A 16,097-nucleotide genomic window follows, 5' to 3' on the forward strand; every position below is an offset into this window, starting at 1 on the left:
CGAAAGGGTGTGGACGGGGTTGCGAGACCCGTCACACCCGGGACGTCCGCTTACAGTCGTGAACCGTGACGCACGCCGCGGCGTTCTTCGACCTGGACAAGACCGTCATCGCCAAGTCCAGCACCCTGGCCTTCGGTCGTCCCTTCTTCGCGGGCGGGCTGATCAACCGCCGCGCCGTGCTCAAGGGCGCCTACGCGCAGTTCGTCTTCTCCCTCTCCGGCGCCGACGCGCAGCAGATGGAGCGGATGCGGGCGCAGATCACCGACATGGCGACCGGCTGGGACGTCGCGACGGTGCACGAGATCGTCCGGGAGACGCTGCACGAGGTCGTGGACCCGCTGGTCTACGCCGAGGCGGCCGACCTCATCGAGTCCCACCGGGCGGCGGGGCGGGAGATCGTCATCGTCTCCAGCAGCGGCGCGGAGATGGTGGAGCCGATCGGCGAGATGCTCGGCGCCGACCGGGTGGTGGCCACCCGGATGGTGACCGTCGACGGCCGCTACACCGGCGAGATCGAGTTCTACGCGTACGGGGAGAACAAGGCCGAGGCGATGCGGCGGGTGGCCGCCGAGAACGGCTACGACCTGGCCGACTGCCATGCCTACAGCGACTCGGTCACCGACCTGCCGATGCTCACCGCGGTCGGGCACCCGACGGCGGTCAACCCCGACCGGGCGCTGCGCAAGGTGGCCGCCGAGCGCGGCTGGCCGGTGCTGGAGTTCACCCGGCCGGTGTCGATGCGCTCGCGCTTCGCCGTGCCGCCGGCGCCGGTGGTCACCGGCGCCGCGATGGGCGTGGGCGCGGCGGTCGCCGGGCTGGCCTGGTACGCGCGGCGGCGGTCGCTGCGCACCGTGCCCGCCGTGGCGGCCGCTGCGACCGCGGCGGCCCCGGCCGCCGCCCGGTGGCGGCGCCGGGGCGCCTGAGCGCCCGTCGATCGGGCCTCGCCCGCTCAGACGCCCAGCCGCCCGCGCAGCCCGTCCACCCGCTCCCGGACGCCGTCGACCAGGGTGCGGACGCCGGACACCGGGGTGAACGCGCGCGCCGCCGCGGTGAGCGCCGCCTGCTCGTCGGGCCGCAGGTCGACGTCGCCGGCCGCGGCGTTGGCCTCCACCTGCTCCACGCTCGAGGCACCGGGGATGACCACCACCCGGGGCAGCGAGACCAGCCAGGCCAGCGCGATCGTCCCGGGCCGGACCCCGTGCGCGGCGGCGACCTCGCGCAGGACGTCGAGCAGCGGCTGCGCGCGCCGCAGGTTCTCCGTGCCGAACAGCGGGTTGGCCGCGCGCACCCCGCCGGGCCGGTTCTCCACGCCGTACCGGCCGCCGAGCAGGCCCTGCGCCAGGGGGCTGTAGGCGATGACGACGCGCCCCTCGCGCTCGGCGAAGGGCACCAGGTCCTCGAGCGCCCCGGGCCGGACGAGGGAGAACTGCACCTGGTTGGTGAGGACCGGCCGGCCCAGCGCCGCGTCGGCCGCCCGCCAGCGGGCCAGGGAGTAGTTCGAGACGCCGGCGGCGCCGATGCGGTCCTCGTCGAGCAGCTGCCGCAGGCCCGGCATGACCACGCTGTCGGGGACGACCGGGTTGGGCTGGTGCACCTGGTACAGCGGGATCCGCGTCAGGCCCAGCCGCCGGGCGCTGCCCTCGAACCGGGACCGGACCACGGGCGGGAACGGCGCCACCGGGAAGACCTTCGAGGCGACGACGACCTCGCCGCGCTCCTCCCCCAGCGCCTCGCCGAGGATGCGCTCGCTGCGGCCGAAGCCGTAGATCTCCGCGGTGTCGAACAGCGTGACGCCGAGGTCCCGCGCCCGGCGGACGACGTCACGCGCGGTGCCCTCGGCGTAGCCCTCGCCGTAGCCCCACTCGCGGGACCCGAACTGCCAGGTGCCCAGCCCGATCCGGCTGACCCGGCCGAGCCCGTCGACGTCGAGGTGGCGCATCCCCTCACTGTGCGCCGCGCCCGCACCGGGCGCAGGGCGGGCCGGTCAGCCGCGCAGGATCGCCTCGGCGATGGCCAGCCCCTCGCGAGCGCCGAGCTCGGTGGCGCGGCAGCAGTGCACCAGCCAGGCGGCGACGCCGTCGGGTCCGCCCGCGGCGTAGCCGGCCAGCCGGTCGCGGTAGGCGTCGGCGCCCAGGTCGACGAAGCCGACCTCGGGCACCGACACGGCCTTGGGGTCCAGGCCGCGGCCGATGGTGGTCAGCCGGGCGGCCGCCCGGGCGACGACGCCGTCGGCGGTGCCGAAGGGCTCCAGGGCCGCGAGCTCGCCGTGCACGAGTCCGGCCACCAGCACCGCGGGGACGGTCGAGGTGCCGGTCACCACCTGGAACAGGCCGGTCAGCCGCGGGCCGGCGTGCGGGCCGGGGCGGCCGAGACCGGCGCGGTCGGTGAGGTCGGCGGCGGCCAGCACGTGCAGCCGGGCGAGCACCTGCCCGGGGGCCTTCGCCCACGTGTCGACCAGCGAGCCCAGCCCCACCGACACCCGCAGCGAGCCCTGCACGACCGGGTCGTCGACCGAGCCCGCGCGCAGGTCGGCCAGCGGGACGTCGACGCCGTCCAGGGCCGCGGACGCGCGGGCCCCGCGCAGCGCCGACTCGGTGCTGACCTCGGCCGACCGGTTGCGCATGAGCCGGTGGGCCAGCAGCCGGTCGATGCCGGCGCGGGCGGCGTCGGCGGCCTCCCGGACCCCGGGGAGGTCGAGCAGCGGGGCCAGCGGGTCGGGGCCGGTCGGCGCGGCGGCGGGACGGCCGGCGCCGGGACGGACGGGGATGGTCACGTCCCGACGGTACGAGCACCGGCCCCGGGGCCCGCGCCCGCCTGCCCTACGCTCGGCGACCACCATGGCCCGCCCGCTCACCCTCCTCCTCGTCCGGCACGGGCAGAGCACCTGGAACGCCGCCGGGCTGATGCAGGGCCAGACGGCGCACGTCCCGCTCACCGACCGGGGACACGACCAGGCGCGGGCCGCGGCCCGCGAGCTCGCGGCGCTCGGGCCGGGCGCGATGCTGTCCAGCGACCTGCTGCGGGCGGTGCAGACCGCCGAGCACTGCGCCGCCGCGACCGGTCTGGCGTTCACCACCACGCCGGCGCTGCGCGAGCAGGGCTACGGCGTGCTCGAGGGGCGGCCGTCGCGGGAGCTGTGGGACGTCGTCGACTGGACCGACCCGCGCTGGGCGGCCGAGGGCGGGGAGAGCCTGGCCGACCTGCACGCCCGGGTCGCGGCCCTCCTCGGCCGGCTGCGGGCGGACCCGCCGGCGGAGGTCGTCGCGCTGGTCACCCACGGCGACACCATCCGCGCCGCCCAGGCGGTCGCCGCCGGGCTGGGCCCCGCGGAGATGCCGGCGGTGACGCCGCACAACGGCACGGTCACCCGGCTGCAGCTCGCGGGGGCGGTCGGCTGATGGCGCGGGTGCTGGTGCTGGGCGGGTCGCGGTCGGGGAAGTCGGCGCACGCCGAGTCGCTGGTGGCCGACCGGCCCGGCGTCGTCTACCTGGCCACCTCGGCACCGGCGCCGGACGACGCCGAGTGGACCCGGCGGGTCGCCGCGCACCGCGCCCGCCGACCGGCCGGCTGGACGACGCTGGAGACCACGGCGCCCAGCGACCTGCTGCGCGGCGGGACGGTGCTGGTCGACAGCGTGACCACGTGGGTCGCGGCGCTCATGGACGAGACCGGCGTGTGGACCGACGGGCCCGCCGCCCTCGACCGGCTGGCCGGGCGGGTCGACGCGCTGGTCAACGCCTGGGCGATGACCCCGGCGCACGTGGTGGCGGTCAGCGACGAGGTGGGTCTGGGCGTGGTGCCGGAGTCCCGCGCGGGCCGGCTGTTCCGCGACACCCTCGGCGAGGTCAACCAGCGGCTGGCCGGCACCGCGGACGAGGTGTGGTTCGTCGTCGCCGGGCTGCCGCAGCGGCTGCGGTGACGCACCGGCCGAGGTGGGCCGGCCCGCTGGAGTCGGTCGCGCTGCTCACCGTGGTGCGCGTCCCCGCCGCCGGGACGACGTCCACCCGCGGGGTGCTGCCGTGGGCGCCGCTGGTCGGGCTGGCGCTCGGCGGGGTCGCGGCCGGGGTCGGCGTGCTCGGCGCGCACCTGGTGTCCCCGCTGACCGGTGCCGTGGCGGCGCTCGCCGTGCTCGCCTGGCTGACCCGGGCGCTCCACCTGGACGGGCTGGCCGACACCGCCGACGGTCTGGGTCCGCTGCGCGGCCGGGAGCGGGCGCTGCAGGTCATGCACCAGGGGGACGTCGGCCCGTTCGGGGTGGTGACGCTGGTCCTCGCCCTGCTGCTGCAGGCGGCGGCGGGGTCGGCGCTGCTGGCGGCCGACGGCGGCTGGCTGGCGCTGTGGACGGCGGTGGTCGTGGCGCGGCTGGCGATGGCCCGCACCGGGCTGCCCGGCACGCCGACGGCCGAGGGGTCGTCGCTGGGGCGGGCGGTGGCCGGCACGGTGTCGGCGCCCTGGCTCGCGGGGTGGGGGCTGCTCGTGGTCGGCGGTGCCGCCGCGACGGGGTGGGCGGCCGGCGGCCCGGGGACCGCGGCGGCGCTGGGCGGGGCCGCGGTGGCCGGCCTGCTCGCGGCCGAGCTCGTCCACGCCCGCGCGACGGCCCGCCTCGGCGGCGTCACCGGGGACGTGATGGGCGCGATGGGCGAGGCGGCAGCGACCGTCGTCCTGCTGGTCGCCGCCGCCTCGGTGCCCTAGCGGCGGATGGTGCTGTCCGTGGGGGCTTCAGCCCCCGCGGTTCAGCGGCGGCCGGTCAGCGAGCCGAGCAGGCGGCCCAGCCCGCCGGAGGCGGCGGTCGTCGGCGTGCCGCGGCCGAAGCGCCGGGTCGGCGTCGGGGTCGCCATCCGCGAGCGCCCCATGCCGCGGCCGGACGGCATGCCGCGCCCGGCGGTGCCCCGCCCCATCCCGCGTCCGGTGGCGCGGCCGGCGGCGGCGCGGCCCCCGGCGGCTCCGCGACGAGCCGTGGTCTCAGCAGTGCCCAGGAGTCGGTTCAGGATGCCCATGGAGATCGACTACCCGGCGAGCGGCCGCGTGAACCGGGCGATCGGCCCTCCTGCAGAGGCCGGCCGCCAGCTCGCGAGCGGTGCGGGGGCAGGAGGGTCCTCCCTCAGGCCGGCGCCCCCGACTGGGCCGGCGTCCCACCGCCCTCGAGGTCGCCCTCGGTGTCGAGGTAGGCCTGCCGCAGCCCGGCCAGCAGCTCCGGGTCCGGCTCGGCCCACATGCCCCGGTCGACCGCCTCCAGCAGCCGCTCGGCGATGCCGTGCAGCGCCCACGGGTTGGACCGCTCCATGAACTCGCGGTTCTCCGGGTCGAGCACGTAGGTCTCGGTGAGCTTCTCGTACATCCAGTCGGCCACCACGCCGGTCGTCGCGTCGTAGCCGAACAGGTAGTCGACGGTCGCGGCCAGCTCGAAGGCGCCCTTGTAGCCGTGCCGGCGCATCGCCGACAGCCACTTCGGGTTGACCACCCGCGCGCGGAACACCCGCGAGGTCTCCTCGGTCAGCGAGCGGGTGCGCACCTGCTCCGGCCGGGTCGAGTCGCCGATGTAGGCCGCCGGCGCGCGCCCGGTCAGCGCGCGGACCGTCGCCACCATCCCGCCGTGGTACTGGAAGTAGTCGTCGGAGTCGGCGATGTCGTGCTCGCGGGTGTCGACGTTCTTCGCCGCCACCGCGATCCGCCGGTACGCCGCCTCCATGTCCGGCCGGGCCTGCACGCCGTCGAGGTCGCGGCCGTAGGCGTAGCCGCCCCACACCGCGTACACCTCGGCGAGGTCGGCGTCGCCGCGCCAGTCCCGGGAGTCGATCAGCGACAGCAGCCCCGCCCCGTAGGCGCCGGGCTTGGAGCCGAACACCCGGGTGGTGGCCCGCCGCCGGTCGCCGTGCCCGGCGACGTCGGCGTCGACGTGGGCGCGGACGAAGTTCTGCTCGGGGGACTCGTCGAGGGCGGCCACCAGCGTCACCGCGTCGTCGAGCATCGTCACCACGTGCGGGAAGGCGTCCCGGAAGAAGCCGGAGATGCGCACGGTGACGTCGATCCGCGGCCGGCCGAGCTCGTCGAGCGGCACCGGCTCCAGCGACGTCACCCGCCGCGAGGCGTCGTCCCACACCGGGCGGACGCCGAGCAGCGCGAGCACCTCGGCGACGTCGTCGCCGGAGGTCCGCATCGCCGAGGTCCCCCACACCGACAGCCCCACCGAGCGCGGCCACTCCCCCGTGTCGGCGCGGTAGCGCTCGAGCAGCGAGTCGGCCATCGCCTGGCCGGTCTCCCACGCCAGCCGTGACGGCACCGCGCGCGGGTCGACCGAGTAGAAGTTCCGGCCGGTCGGCAGCACGTTGACCAGCCCGCGCAGCGGCGAGCCCGACGGCCCGGCCGGCACGTAGCCGCCGTCGAGGGCGTGCAGCGTGGCGTCCAGTTCGTCGGTGGTGCGCTCCAGCCGCGGCACCACCTCGTCGACGGCGAACCGCAGCACGTCCGCGACGGCGGAGTCCTCGCGCCCGAGCACCTCGCGCACCACCGGGCCGACGGCGCCGATCGTCCAGCCGGCCTCCTCCATCCCCGAGACCAGCGCAGCCGCCAGCGCCTCCACCTCGTCGGTGGCCGCGCGCCCGGCGGTGCCGTCCTCGGTCAGCCCCAGCGCCTCGCGCAGCCCGGGCAGCGCCACCGCGCCGCCCCAGATCTGCCGCGCCCGCAGCATCGCCAGCACGAGGTCCACCCGGTCCTGCCCCGACGGCGGGACGCCGAGGACGTGCAGGCCGTCGCGGATCTGCGAGTCCTTGATCTCGCAGAGCCAGCCGTCGACGTGCAGGATCATCTCGTCGAAGTGGTCGTCCTCCGGCCGCTCGGCGAGGCCCAGGTCGTGGTCGAGCTTGGCGGCCTGCAGCAGCGTCCAGATCTGCGCCCGGACGGCGGGCAGCTTGGCCGGGTCCATCGCCGCCACGTTGGCGTGCTCGTCGAGCAGCTGCTCCAGGCGGGCGATGTCGCCGTAGGAGTCGGCGCGCGCCATCGGCGGGACCATGTGGTCGACCAGCGTGGCGTGCGCGCGGCGCTTGGCCTGTGAGCCCTCCCCCGGGTCGTTGACCAGGAACGGGTAGACCAGCGGCAGGTCGCCGATCGCGGCGTCGGGCCCGCAGGAGGCCGACAGCCCCACGGTCTTGCCCGGCAGCCACTCCGTGTTGCCGTGCTTGCCGACGTGCACCAGCGCGTGCGCGCCGAAGACCGACCGCAGCCACCAGTAGGCGGCCAGGTAGTGGTGCGAGGGCGGCAGGTCGGGGTCGTGGTAGATCGCGATCGGGTTCTCGCCGAAGCCGCGCGGCGGCTGCACCATCACGACGACGTTGCCCGCCCGCAGCGCGGCGAAGACGATGGCCCGGTCGTCCCCGGAGCCGTCCACGAACAGCGACCCGGGCGCCTCGCCCCAGTGCTCGACCATCGCGTCGCGGAGGTCCTCCGGCAGGGTGTCGAAGAAGCGCCGGTACTCCGCGGCCGGGATGCGCACCGGGTTGCCCGACAGCTGCTCCTCGGTCAGCCAGTCGGCGTCCTGCCCGCCCGCCGCGATGAGCGCGTGGAACAGCGCGTCGCCGTCGAGGTCGGCCACGCCGGGCAGCGCGTCGGGACCGTCGAACGGGCCGACGTCGTAGCCCTGCCCCTGCATGGCGGCCAGCAGCCGCACCACCGACGCCGGGGTGTCCAGGCCGACGGCGTTGCCGATCCGCGCGTGCTTGGTCGGGTAGGCCGACAGCATGAGCACGATCCGGCGCTCCGCGGGCGGGGTGTGCCGCAGCCGGGCGTGCGCCACCGCGGTGCCCGCCACCCGCGCCGCCCGCTCGGGGTCGGCGACGTAGTGCGTGAGGCCGTCGGCGTCGGTCTCCTTGAAGGAGAACGGCACGCTGATCAGCCGGCCGTCGAACTCCGGGATGGCCACCTGGTTGCCGACGTCGAGCGGCGAGAGGCCGTCGTCGTCGGCCAGCCACTCCTCCCGCGAGCGGGTCAGGCACAGTCCCTGGACCACCGGGACGTCGAGCGCGGCGAGCCGGCCGACGTCCCAGGCGCCGTCGTCCTCGCCGGCGGACGCCGTCGCCGGCCGGGAGCCGCCGGCGGCCAGCACCGTGACGACGAGCGCGTCGGCGGTGCGCAGCACCTCGAGCAGGTCGTCGGGGACGCTGCGCAGCGAGCTCACGAACACCGGCAGCGCCTGCCCGCCGGCGTCCTCGACCGCGGAGCACAGCGCCTCGACGAACGCGGTGTTCCCGGCCAGGTGGTGCGCCCGGTAGTAGAGGACGGCGATCCGCGGCCCGCTCCCCCGGCCCGCCCGCTCCACCACGCCCCAGTCCGGCGCCACCGACGGCGGCTCGAAGCCCTCGCCGGTGAGCAGCACGGTGTCGGACAGGAAGCGGTGCAGCTGCACCAGGTTGTCCGGCCCGCCCTGCGCCAGGTAGCCGTGCGCCTCGGTGGCCACCCCCATCGGGACGGTGGACAGCTCCATCAGCTCGGCGTCGGGCACCTGCTCCCCGCCGAGGACGACGACCGGCGCGGGCCCGGCCAGCAGCGGCGCGAGCACCTCCTCGTACTGGCGGCGCACGCCGAGGATCCGGACGACGACGAGCCGCGCGCCCGCGGTCAGCTCCGCGATGCCGTCGGCGCCGAGGCGGGCCGGGTTGCCCAGCCGCCAGTCGGCGCCGCTGGCGCGGGCGGAGAGCAGGTCGGTGTCACTGGTGGAGAGCAGGGCGAACACGCAGCGTCCTCACTCGGGGTCCGCGCCCCGGGCCGTCGGGCACGGCAGCCGGAGTGTCCGGCTCCCCCGGTTCCCCGGGGTCACAGTGGCGGGACCGCGCCGGGCTCGCACCGGCTTCCTGCACGCACTGCCGTGATGGGGAGACGGTACCGCCCGGACGTCCCCGGCCCCGGCCCCGTGGCCGGGGGCGGGGACGGGGCCGGGACGGGACGGGGACCTCAGCCGAGGACCGGGACCGCGGTGGAGGGGTCGCCGTCGGCGGCGGCGGCCAGGGCCGGCACCACCTCGTCCAGCAGGTAGGGCAGCGAGAGCGGGCTGCCGAAGCCGAGCGCGGCGGACACGTCGCCGGAGTAGCCGCCGAGCAGGACCGTGCGCCCCTGGGTCACCACGTCGAGGGCGGAGAACAGCGCATCCGCGTCGGCGTCCGCCTGGTCGTACCCGTTCACCGCCAGCACGTCCGCCTCCAGCAGGTCCAGCCGCTCCTGGCTGACGTCGGCGCTGGTGTCGGGGACGGTGAAGCCGAGGTCGGTGAAGAACTGGGTGCGCAGGTCGTCGGCGCCGAGCAGGTAGTGGCCCGAGCCGACGCCGGTCAGGTCGACGGCGAGCGAGCTGCCGGCGAAGCCGGGGTTCTCCTCGACCGCCTGCTCGAACCGGCCCTCGACGTCGTCGACGAGCTCCTGCGCCTCCTCCTCGCGGCCCAGCGCCCGCCCGATGAGCAGGGTCTGCTCCTGCCACGGGGTGGCGCCGTCGGCGTACTCGTCGGTCTGCGCGAGCGTCGGCGCGATGCCCGACAGCTGTTCGTAGACCGTCTCGTCCATGAAGGAGTAGACGCCGACGATCAGGTCGGGCTCGAGCGCGGCGACGGCCTCGAGGTCGATCTCCTCGCCGCCCACGGTCGGGATCTCCCCGTCCGGCAGCTGCTCCTGCGCCCAGGGGCGGGTCGCGGCGTCGTAGTCCCCGAGGAGCTCGCGCTCGCCGACCGGGGTCACGCCCAGGGCCAGCACGAAGTCCTGGTCGTTGAAGCCGACGGTGACCACGCGCTGCGGCTCGGTGGGGATCTCGGTGGTGCCGAACCTGTTCTCGATGGTGACCGGGAAGGCGCCGTCGCCGGTCCCGGCCGCGGCCGCGGCCGCGGGCTCGTCGGCGGTCCCGCCGCAGGCGGCCAGCCCGGCCACGAGGACGGCGGCGGCCGCGGTCAGCGACGCGCGCCGCAGGCGGGTGGGGGCGGGGTGGTGCGGCACGGTCGGCTCCTGACCTCGGTGATCGTCGTCGAGGTGAGGTTAGCCTCCCCTTAGCGGGCTCCCGCACCCCGTTTCCGTCCGGGTCACGTCCGTCCCGTGGTCCGGCCGAGGGCGTCCAGCACCGCGGCGCGCAGCCCGAGGCACTGCCCGCGGTCGCCGCCGTCCTCGTGGCCGGGCAGGCCGGGCGGGCCGACGACGACCCGCGCCCCCCCCCCCCCCGACCTCGTGGAGGGCGAACTGCTCGCGGGTGAGGTCGACCTCGCGGCCGCCGGGCAGCCGGTTCCACCAGTGCACGCCCTGCCGGGAGCCGTCGGTCCGGCGCACCTCGGCGAGCAGCAGGTCGCCGCCGAGCAGGTCGTGCAGGACCAGCGCGGTCGCACCGCGCTGCCCGCGGGCCGGGTCGCCGGGCGACCAGTCGGCGAGGTCGCTGTCGTCGCGGGTCTCGCGGCACCAGGCCGCGCGCACGGCGGCGGTCACCTGCTCGAGGAGAGTCACACCCCCCTGCACGACGGGGACGACGTCAGCGCAGCAGCAGCCGGTCCAGGGTGTCGGCCAGCCAGTCGGCGAAGCGCTCGGCCGGCCAGCCGCACCCCACCATCAGCCGGGACTGCGTCGACGGCGAGAAGACCGACCACGCGACGTCGGTCGCCGCGTCGAGGTCGAGGTCCTCCCGCAGGTCGGACGCGAAGGGACCGAGGAGGACGGCGGTGTCGGCACGGCGACGGCGCTCGTACTCCTCGTAGGCGGGCCGCACGTCCGGGTCGGCCGCCGCGGCGGCGGCGAAGACGTCCTGCATCGGCCGCGCCCCGGGCGCGGTCTCGAGCACCAGCCGCCGCAGGGCCGCCAGCCGGCCCGCGCGGTCCGGCGCCGCGAGCAGCTGCGCGAACGGGTCCAGCTCCCGCACCGTCCGGTCCTCGTCGGAGCCCACGAGCGCGCGGTCCACGCACGCGAGCAGCAGCGCCGCCTTGCCGCCCTGCGCGAACACCGTCGGCACCGACACCCCGGCGGCGGCCGCGACGTCGCGCATCGTCGTCGCGGCATAGCCCCGCTCCACGAAGCAGCGGGTGGCGGCGTCGAGCACCTGCGCGCGGGTGCGCCTGGCCTGCTCCTGGCGCAGCTCGGAGCGGTAGACCCTCTTGCCCCCCGTCACCACTCGACCATACCATCGCTCTATTCGTTTGAGTGTCACTCAACCGGAAGAGGTCGTCATGACCGCTGCAGCTCCCCACCCCGCCCAGCTCCTGCTGCCCGGCCAGGCCGCCGCACCCGACGGGCCGGTCGACCTGGCCAGCATGTACGTGATGCACCGGGCGTTCCGGCGCGACCTCGCCGCCTTCGCGGCCGCCGTCCCCACGGTCGACGTGGGCGACCGGGCCCGCTGGCGGGCCCTCGGACGTCGCTTCGGGCAGTTCGCGCGGTTCCTGCACAAGCACCACGCCGGCGAGGACGCGCACCTGTGGCCGCTGCTGCGCGAGCGCGGCGCCGACCCGGACGTCCTCGACCAGCTCGAGGCCGAGCACGCCGGCATCGACCCCCTGCTGGCCTCCTGCGCCGACGCGCTGGCGGACCTGGCCGGCGGCCGGGGCGGTGAGGACACCCGGCGGGAGCTGGCGCACACCATCGCCCGGACGGGCGACGCCCTCGGCGCCCACCTCGCGCACGAGGAGCGCGACGGGATGACCCTGGTGCAGCGCCACCTCACGCCCGGGGACTGGGCCCGCCAGGACGCCGCGTTCGCGCGGGAGTACACCCTCCGCGAGACCGTGTCCGCGCTCGGCTGGGTGGTCTCGGCGATCCCGCCGGACGCCGCGGACCGGATCCTCGGCTCCACGCCGCTCCTGCCCGCGGTGGGCCGGCTGCTCGGCCGGCGCTCCGCCCGGGCCGACGCACGGCTGTTCGGGACCGCCCGGTGACCGCCGGCCCGTCCTCGCGGTGCGGCTGACCCGGTCCGGTCTCAGGCCGCCACCGGCCGGCCGAACTGGGTGCGGTGCAGCTCGGCGTAGCGCCCGCCGAGGGCGAGGAGGTCCTCGTGCCGGCCGCGCTCGACGACCCGGCCGCCCTCGAGCACGAGGATGCAGTCGGCCCCGCGCACGGTGGACAGCCGGTGCGCGATGACGATCGCCGTCCGCCCCTCGAGCGCCTCGTCGAGGGCCGCCTGCACCGCGGCCTCCGACGTGGCGTCGAGGTGCGCGGTCGCCTCGTCGAGCAGCACCACGCGCGGGCGGGCGAGCAGCAGCCGGGCGATGGTCAGCCGCTGCCGCTCGCCGCCGGAGAACCGGTAGCCGCGCTCGCCGACGACGGTGTCCAGGCCGTCGGGCAGCCCGCGGACCAGGTCGGCCAGCCGGGCGCGGGCGAGGGCGTCCCACAGGTCGTCGTCGGTCGCGTCCGGGGCGGCCAGCAGCAGGTTGTCCCGCAGCGACTCGTGGAACAGGTGCCCGTCCTGGGTCACCACCCCGACGGTGCGCCGGATCGAGGCGGCGGTCAGGTCGCGGACGTCGACGCCGCCCAGCCGGACGGCGCCGGCGTCGACGTCGTACAGGCGCGGCACCAGCGAGGCGATCGTCGACTTGCCCGCGCCCGAGGACCCGACCAGCGCCACCACCTGCCCCGGCCGCACGGTGAACGAGACGTCGTGCAGCACGTCGACGCCGCCGCGGCCGTCGAGCCGGGCGACGTCCTCCAGCGACGCCAGCGACACCCGGTCGGCCGCCGGGTAGGCGAAGGTGACGCCGTCCAGCTCCACGGACACCGGCCCGTCGGGGACGTCGACGGCGCCGGGGCGCTCGCGGACCAGCGGCACCAGGTCGAGCACCTCGAAGACCCGCTCGAAGCTGACCAGCGCCGAGGAGACGTCGACCCGGGCGCTGGCCAGCGCGGTCAGCGGCGCGTAGAGCCGGGTGAGCAGCAGCGCCAGCGCCACCACCGAGCCCGGGTCCAGCGCGCCGCGCAGCGCGTACGCCCCGCCCAGGCCGTAGACCAGGGCGAGCGCCAGCGCCGAGACCAGCGTGAGCGCGCTGATGAACGCCCACTGCACCATCGCCGTCCGCACCCCGACGTCACGGACCGCCCGCGCCCGGGCGGCGAACCGCGCCGACTCGCGGCCGGGGTCGCCGAGCAGCTTGACCAGCGTCGCGCCGGGAGCGGAGAACCGCTCGGTCGTCTGGCCGGTCATCGCCGCGTTGGCGACGGCGGCGGTGCGGCTCAGCGCGGCCAGGCGGCGGCCGATCCGGCGGGCCGGGAGCAGGAACACCGGCAGCAGGAGCAGCGCCAGCACGGTCACCTGCCAGGACAGGGTCAGCATCGCCACGAGCGCGAGGGCGAGCGTGACGGTGTTGCTGACGATCCCGGAGAGGGTGTCGCTGAACGCCCGCTGGGCGCCGAGGACGTCGTTGTCCAGGCGGGACACGAGGGCGCCGGTGCGGGTCCGGGTGAAGAACGCGACCGGCATCCGCTGGACGTGGTCGAACACGGCGGTGCGCAGGTCGAGGATCAGCCCCTCGCCCAGGCTCGCCGACAGGTACCGGCCGACCAGCCCGAGCGCGGTGGCGAGGACGGCGAGCGCGGCGATCGTGACGGCGAGGCCGACGACGACCGAGGTGGCGGCGCCGTCGACGATCGCGTCGACGACCCGGCCGGCCAGCAGCGGCGAGGCCACCGTGAGCACGGCCTCGACGACGCCGACGGCGACGTAGCCGGTGATGCGCGCCCGGTGCGGGCGGGCGAAGGCGAGCACCCGGTGCAGGGTCGCGCGGGTGACGGCGCGGCGGTCGGGACGGGCGTGCGTCGCGCGGGACAGCGCCGACCACGCCGTCATCTCCATGCTCACGCGGCGGACGCTAGGACCTCCAGTCGACTCGAGGTCAAGCGTCCGCCGGTGACGGAGCAGGAACGGTCAGGCGGCGCCCAGGGCGTCGGCGACGCGGTGGTGGGCGACGGCCTCGTCGCGACGGCTCTGCCGCTCCAGGGTGCGGGCCAGCGCGCGGCGGGCCCACCCGTCGGCCGGCGCGAGGTCGACCAGCCGGCGCAGCGCCGTCTCCGCGCGCTGCAGCTGGGCCGAGCCGAAGTAGCTGCGGGCCAGCAGCTCGAGGGCGGCCCCGTTGCCCGGCTCGGCCTCGACGAGCGGCTCGAGCAGGCGGGCGGCCTCGATCGGCTGCCCCATGGAGAGGTAGAGGTCGGCGCGGAGGAACTCCGAGTGCAGGTCGGGGCTGAACGGCTGGGTCACGCCCGCGGAACGACGGCGCGGCGCCCGCTCTTCCCGAGACCACGACACGCCCGGCGGGCAGGAGGGACGAGAAGGTCCGGAACCGGGTGCATCCGGGCACGACCGGATTGGGAACAACCGGTGTCAGCACCACCGACCCGAGGAGCACGACCATGGCCCTGTCGCTGCACCGCCACCGGACGGCCGACCGCGCACGGACCGGCGCCGCCGACCCCGCCCCGCGCACCGACACCCCGACCGCCGCCGCCCCGACCGCCGCCGCCCCGACCGCCGGCGCCCCGGCCCGCGCCGAGCGGGAGCCCGCGTCCGGCAGCCGCGTCTACGCCGTCCAGCGCACCGGGGCGTTCGTCGTCGCCGGGATCATCGCCGTCTTCGGCGTCCTGGGCCTGGCCAACGGCCTGGCCTTCTTCTCCACCGAGGGCCAGCGCATCCTCGGCATGTCGTCCAACGGCCTGCTGTCGGTGATCTCGCTGGTCACCGCGGTGGTGCTGGTCGTCGCCGCCTTCCGCAGCCCCCGCACCGCCTCGACGGTCATGATCGTCATCGGCGTGCTGTTCCTGGTGTCGGCGCTGGCCAACCTCGCGGTGCTCAACACGGGGCTGAACCTCCTGGCCTTCCGGCTGAGCAACGTCGGCTTCTCCGTCGCCGCGGGCCTGGTGCTGCTGCTGCTCGGCGCCTACGGCCGGGTGAGCGGCAACCTGCCGCCCGACAGCCCGTACGCCCGCGAGCGGGACGACGTGCCGCCGGTCCCGGCCGACGAGTACCCGTCGACGCCGGCCGAGTTCGCCGCCGAGCGGGCGATGCGCGACGCCGAGGTCGCCGTCGTCCAGCACGTGGCCTCCTTCGACCAGCGCCGCCGGGTCGCCGCCATGGCGCAGGTGACCAGCCGCAGGGAGCGCCGCGAGGTGTGGATGTCCTTCGACCGGGCCCGCCGCGACGCCTGACCCCGGCACGATGCAGGGGTGACCGTCCGCCTGGCGCACTGGCCCACCCCGCTCGACCCGGCACCGCGGCTCGCCGCCGCCCTCGGCCTGCGGCCGGGGGACCTGGCGGTGAAGCGGGACGACCTGACCGACCTCGGCGGCGGCAACAAGGTGCGCAAGCTCGAGCACCTCGTCGCCGAGGCGGCCGGGGACGGCGCGACCGTCCTGGTCACCAGCGGCGGCGTGCAGAGCAACCACGCGCGGATGACCGCCGCGGCCGCCGCTCGGGTGGGGCTGCGCGCCGTGCTGGTGCTGCACGGGGCGCCGTCGGCGCAGCGGCCCGGGAACCTGGCCCTGGAGGGCGCGCTCGGCGCCCGCGTCGTGGTGGTCGGTGGCCCGGACGACGTCGAGGCCCGGGTGGCCGCGGTGGCCGCCGAGCTGCGGGCCGCCGGCGAGGTGCCCGCGGTGCTGCCGCTGGGCGGCTCCTCGCCCACCGGCGCGCGGGGCTACCTGGCCTGCGCGGACGAGCTGCGGGAGCAGGCGCCCGACGCCCGGCACGTCGTCGTCGCGGTCGGCTCGGGCGGCACGATGGCCGGCCTGGTGGCCGGGCTCGGCGCCGAGCGCGTGCTCGGCGTGGACGTCGGCGCCGTGCCCGACCCGGCCGAGCGGGTGGCCGGCCTGGTGAGGGCGCTCGGCGGGTCCCCGGAGGGGCTGCGGCTGCGCCGGGACCAGGTGGGCGACGGCTACGGCGCCCGCACCGACGCCGCCGTCGCGGCGCTGCGGACGGCGGCCCGCACGGAGGGGCTGCTGCTCGACCCCGTCTACACGGCCAAGGCGCTGGCCGGGCTGGCCGCCGCCGTGGCCGACGGCTCGGTCCGGCCCGGCGAGCGGACCGTGTTCGTGCACACCGGCGGGCTGCCGGGGCTGTTCGGGCACCCGGTGGCCGCCGAGCTCGCCGCCGGGGTGCTCGACCCGTCGTAGCCTCG

At 76.8% G+C, this 16,097-nt stretch carries 16 protein-coding genes and 1 riboswitch; of the genes, 7 read left to right on the plus strand and 9 right to left on the minus strand.

Annotated elements, in window-relative coordinates; translation table 11 throughout:
• Positions 1–65 precede the first annotated feature (65 nt).
• Entirely contained in the window at positions 66–923 is an 858-nt protein-coding gene (locus ACI79Z_RS03920; RefSeq protein WP_387987289.1) for an HAD family hydrolase, read from the plus strand.
• Positions 924–949: 26 nt separating this feature from the next.
• On the opposite strand, the gene ACI79Z_RS03925 is transcribed toward ACI79Z_RS03920, so the two are convergent.
• Positions 950–1,939: an aldo/keto reductase gene (locus ACI79Z_RS03925; protein WP_387987291.1), complete on the minus strand. Its 990-nt coding sequence runs from the start codon at positions 1,937–1,939 to the stop codon at positions 950–952.
• A 45-nt stretch (positions 1,940–1,984) separates the two neighbouring features.
• On the minus strand, positions 1,985–2,773 hold the full coding sequence (locus tag ACI79Z_RS03930; RefSeq protein WP_456901747.1) for an oxidoreductase: 789 nt from the start codon (positions 2,771–2,773) through the stop codon (positions 1,985–1,987).
• A gap of 64 nt (positions 2,774–2,837) precedes the next feature.
• Here ACI79Z_RS03930 and ACI79Z_RS03935 point away from each other — a divergent pair, with 64 nt between their 5' ends.
• The 3 genes from ACI79Z_RS03935 to ACI79Z_RS03945 are packed head-to-tail and all read left to right on the plus strand — an operon-like array spanning position 2,838 to position 4,692.
• A complete protein-coding gene (locus ACI79Z_RS03935; protein WP_456901748.1) occupies positions 2,838–3,398 on the plus strand; it encodes a histidine phosphatase family protein in 561 nt (186 codons plus the stop codon).
• The gene (cobU, locus tag ACI79Z_RS03940; protein ID WP_387987295.1) at positions 3,398–3,919 is read left to right on the plus strand and encodes a bifunctional adenosylcobinamide kinase/adenosylcobinamide-phosphate guanylyltransferase; all 522 of its coding nucleotides are present in this window, start codon (positions 3,398–3,400) and stop codon (positions 3,917–3,919) included. The genes ACI79Z_RS03935 and cobU overlap by 1 nt, the downstream gene beginning before the upstream one ends.
• Positions 3,916–4,692 (plus strand): adenosylcobinamide-GDP ribazoletransferase, encoded by a 777-nt coding sequence (locus ACI79Z_RS03945; protein ID WP_456901749.1) that lies wholly within the window; start codon positions 3,916–3,918, stop codon positions 4,690–4,692. Before cobU ends, ACI79Z_RS03945 begins: the two co-directional genes overlap by 4 nt.
• A 41-nt stretch (positions 4,693–4,733) precedes the next feature.
• Here ACI79Z_RS03945 and ACI79Z_RS03950 read toward each other — a convergent pair whose 3' ends face one another.
• From ACI79Z_RS03950 to ACI79Z_RS03970, 5 genes are all read right to left on the minus strand, one after another.
• Positions 4,734–4,898, minus strand: a complete 165-nt coding sequence (locus ACI79Z_RS03950) for a hypothetical protein (RefSeq protein ID WP_387987299.1) — start codon at positions 4,896–4,898, stop codon at positions 4,734–4,736.
• Between the two features lie 203 nt (positions 4,899–5,101).
• A complete protein-coding gene (gene cobN / locus ACI79Z_RS03955; protein ID WP_456901750.1) occupies positions 5,102–8,725 on the minus strand; it encodes a cobaltochelatase subunit CobN in 3,624 nt (1,207 codons plus the stop codon).
• Between the two features lie 52 nt (positions 8,726–8,777).
• Positions 8,778–8,845: riboswitch (cobalamin riboswitch) on the minus strand.
• Positions 8,846–8,943: 98 nt separating this feature from the next.
• Positions 8,944–9,966: an iron-siderophore ABC transporter substrate-binding protein gene (locus ACI79Z_RS03960; RefSeq protein WP_387987302.1), complete on the minus strand. Its 1,023-nt coding sequence runs from the start codon at positions 9,964–9,966 to the stop codon at positions 8,944–8,946.
• Between the two features lie 39 nt (positions 9,967–10,005).
• Positions 10,006–10,473, minus strand: a complete 468-nt coding sequence (locus ACI79Z_RS03965; RefSeq protein WP_456901751.1) for a YunG family protein — start codon at positions 10,471–10,473, stop codon at positions 10,006–10,008.
• Between the two features lie 13 nt (positions 10,474–10,486).
• Complete coding sequence (locus ACI79Z_RS03970; RefSeq protein WP_387987303.1) at positions 10,487–11,116, minus strand: TetR/AcrR family transcriptional regulator; 630 nt, start codon at positions 11,114–11,116, stop codon at positions 10,487–10,489.
• 58 nt (positions 11,117–11,174) lie between these two features.
• On the opposite strand from ACI79Z_RS03970, the gene ACI79Z_RS03975 reads away from it, so the two are divergent.
• Entirely contained in the window at positions 11,175–11,879 is a 705-nt protein-coding gene (locus ACI79Z_RS03975; protein ID WP_387987305.1) for a hemerythrin domain-containing protein, read from the plus strand.
• A 41-nt stretch (positions 11,880–11,920) separates the two neighbouring features.
• Here the strand turns inward: ACI79Z_RS03975 and ACI79Z_RS03980 are convergent, their stop codons facing one another.
• Together ACI79Z_RS03980 and ACI79Z_RS03985 are read right to left on the minus strand one after the other, a co-directional pair.
• Positions 11,921–13,786, minus strand: coding sequence for an ABC transporter ATP-binding protein (locus tag ACI79Z_RS03980; protein WP_387987509.1), 1,866 nt, complete (start codon positions 13,784–13,786; stop codon positions 11,921–11,923).
• 72 nt (positions 13,787–13,858) lie between these two features.
• On the minus strand, positions 13,859–14,188 hold the full coding sequence (locus ACI79Z_RS03985; RefSeq protein ID WP_387987307.1) for a tetratricopeptide repeat protein: 330 nt from the start codon (positions 14,186–14,188) through the stop codon (positions 13,859–13,861).
• A gap of 152 nt (positions 14,189–14,340) precedes the next feature.
• On the opposite strand from ACI79Z_RS03985, the gene ACI79Z_RS03990 reads away from it, so the two are divergent.
• Complete coding sequence (locus ACI79Z_RS03990; RefSeq protein WP_456901752.1) at positions 14,341–15,132, plus strand: DUF4383 domain-containing protein; 792 nt, start codon at positions 14,341–14,343, stop codon at positions 15,130–15,132.
• Between the two features lie 18 nt (positions 15,133–15,150).
• The gene (locus ACI79Z_RS03995; RefSeq protein WP_456901753.1) at positions 15,151–16,092 is read left to right on the plus strand and encodes a pyridoxal-phosphate dependent enzyme; all 942 of its coding nucleotides are present in this window, start codon (positions 15,151–15,153) and stop codon (positions 16,090–16,092) included.
• Positions 16,093–16,097: the final 5 nt, after the last annotated feature.

The organism is Geodermatophilus sp. SYSU D00663, from assembly GCF_054050655.1.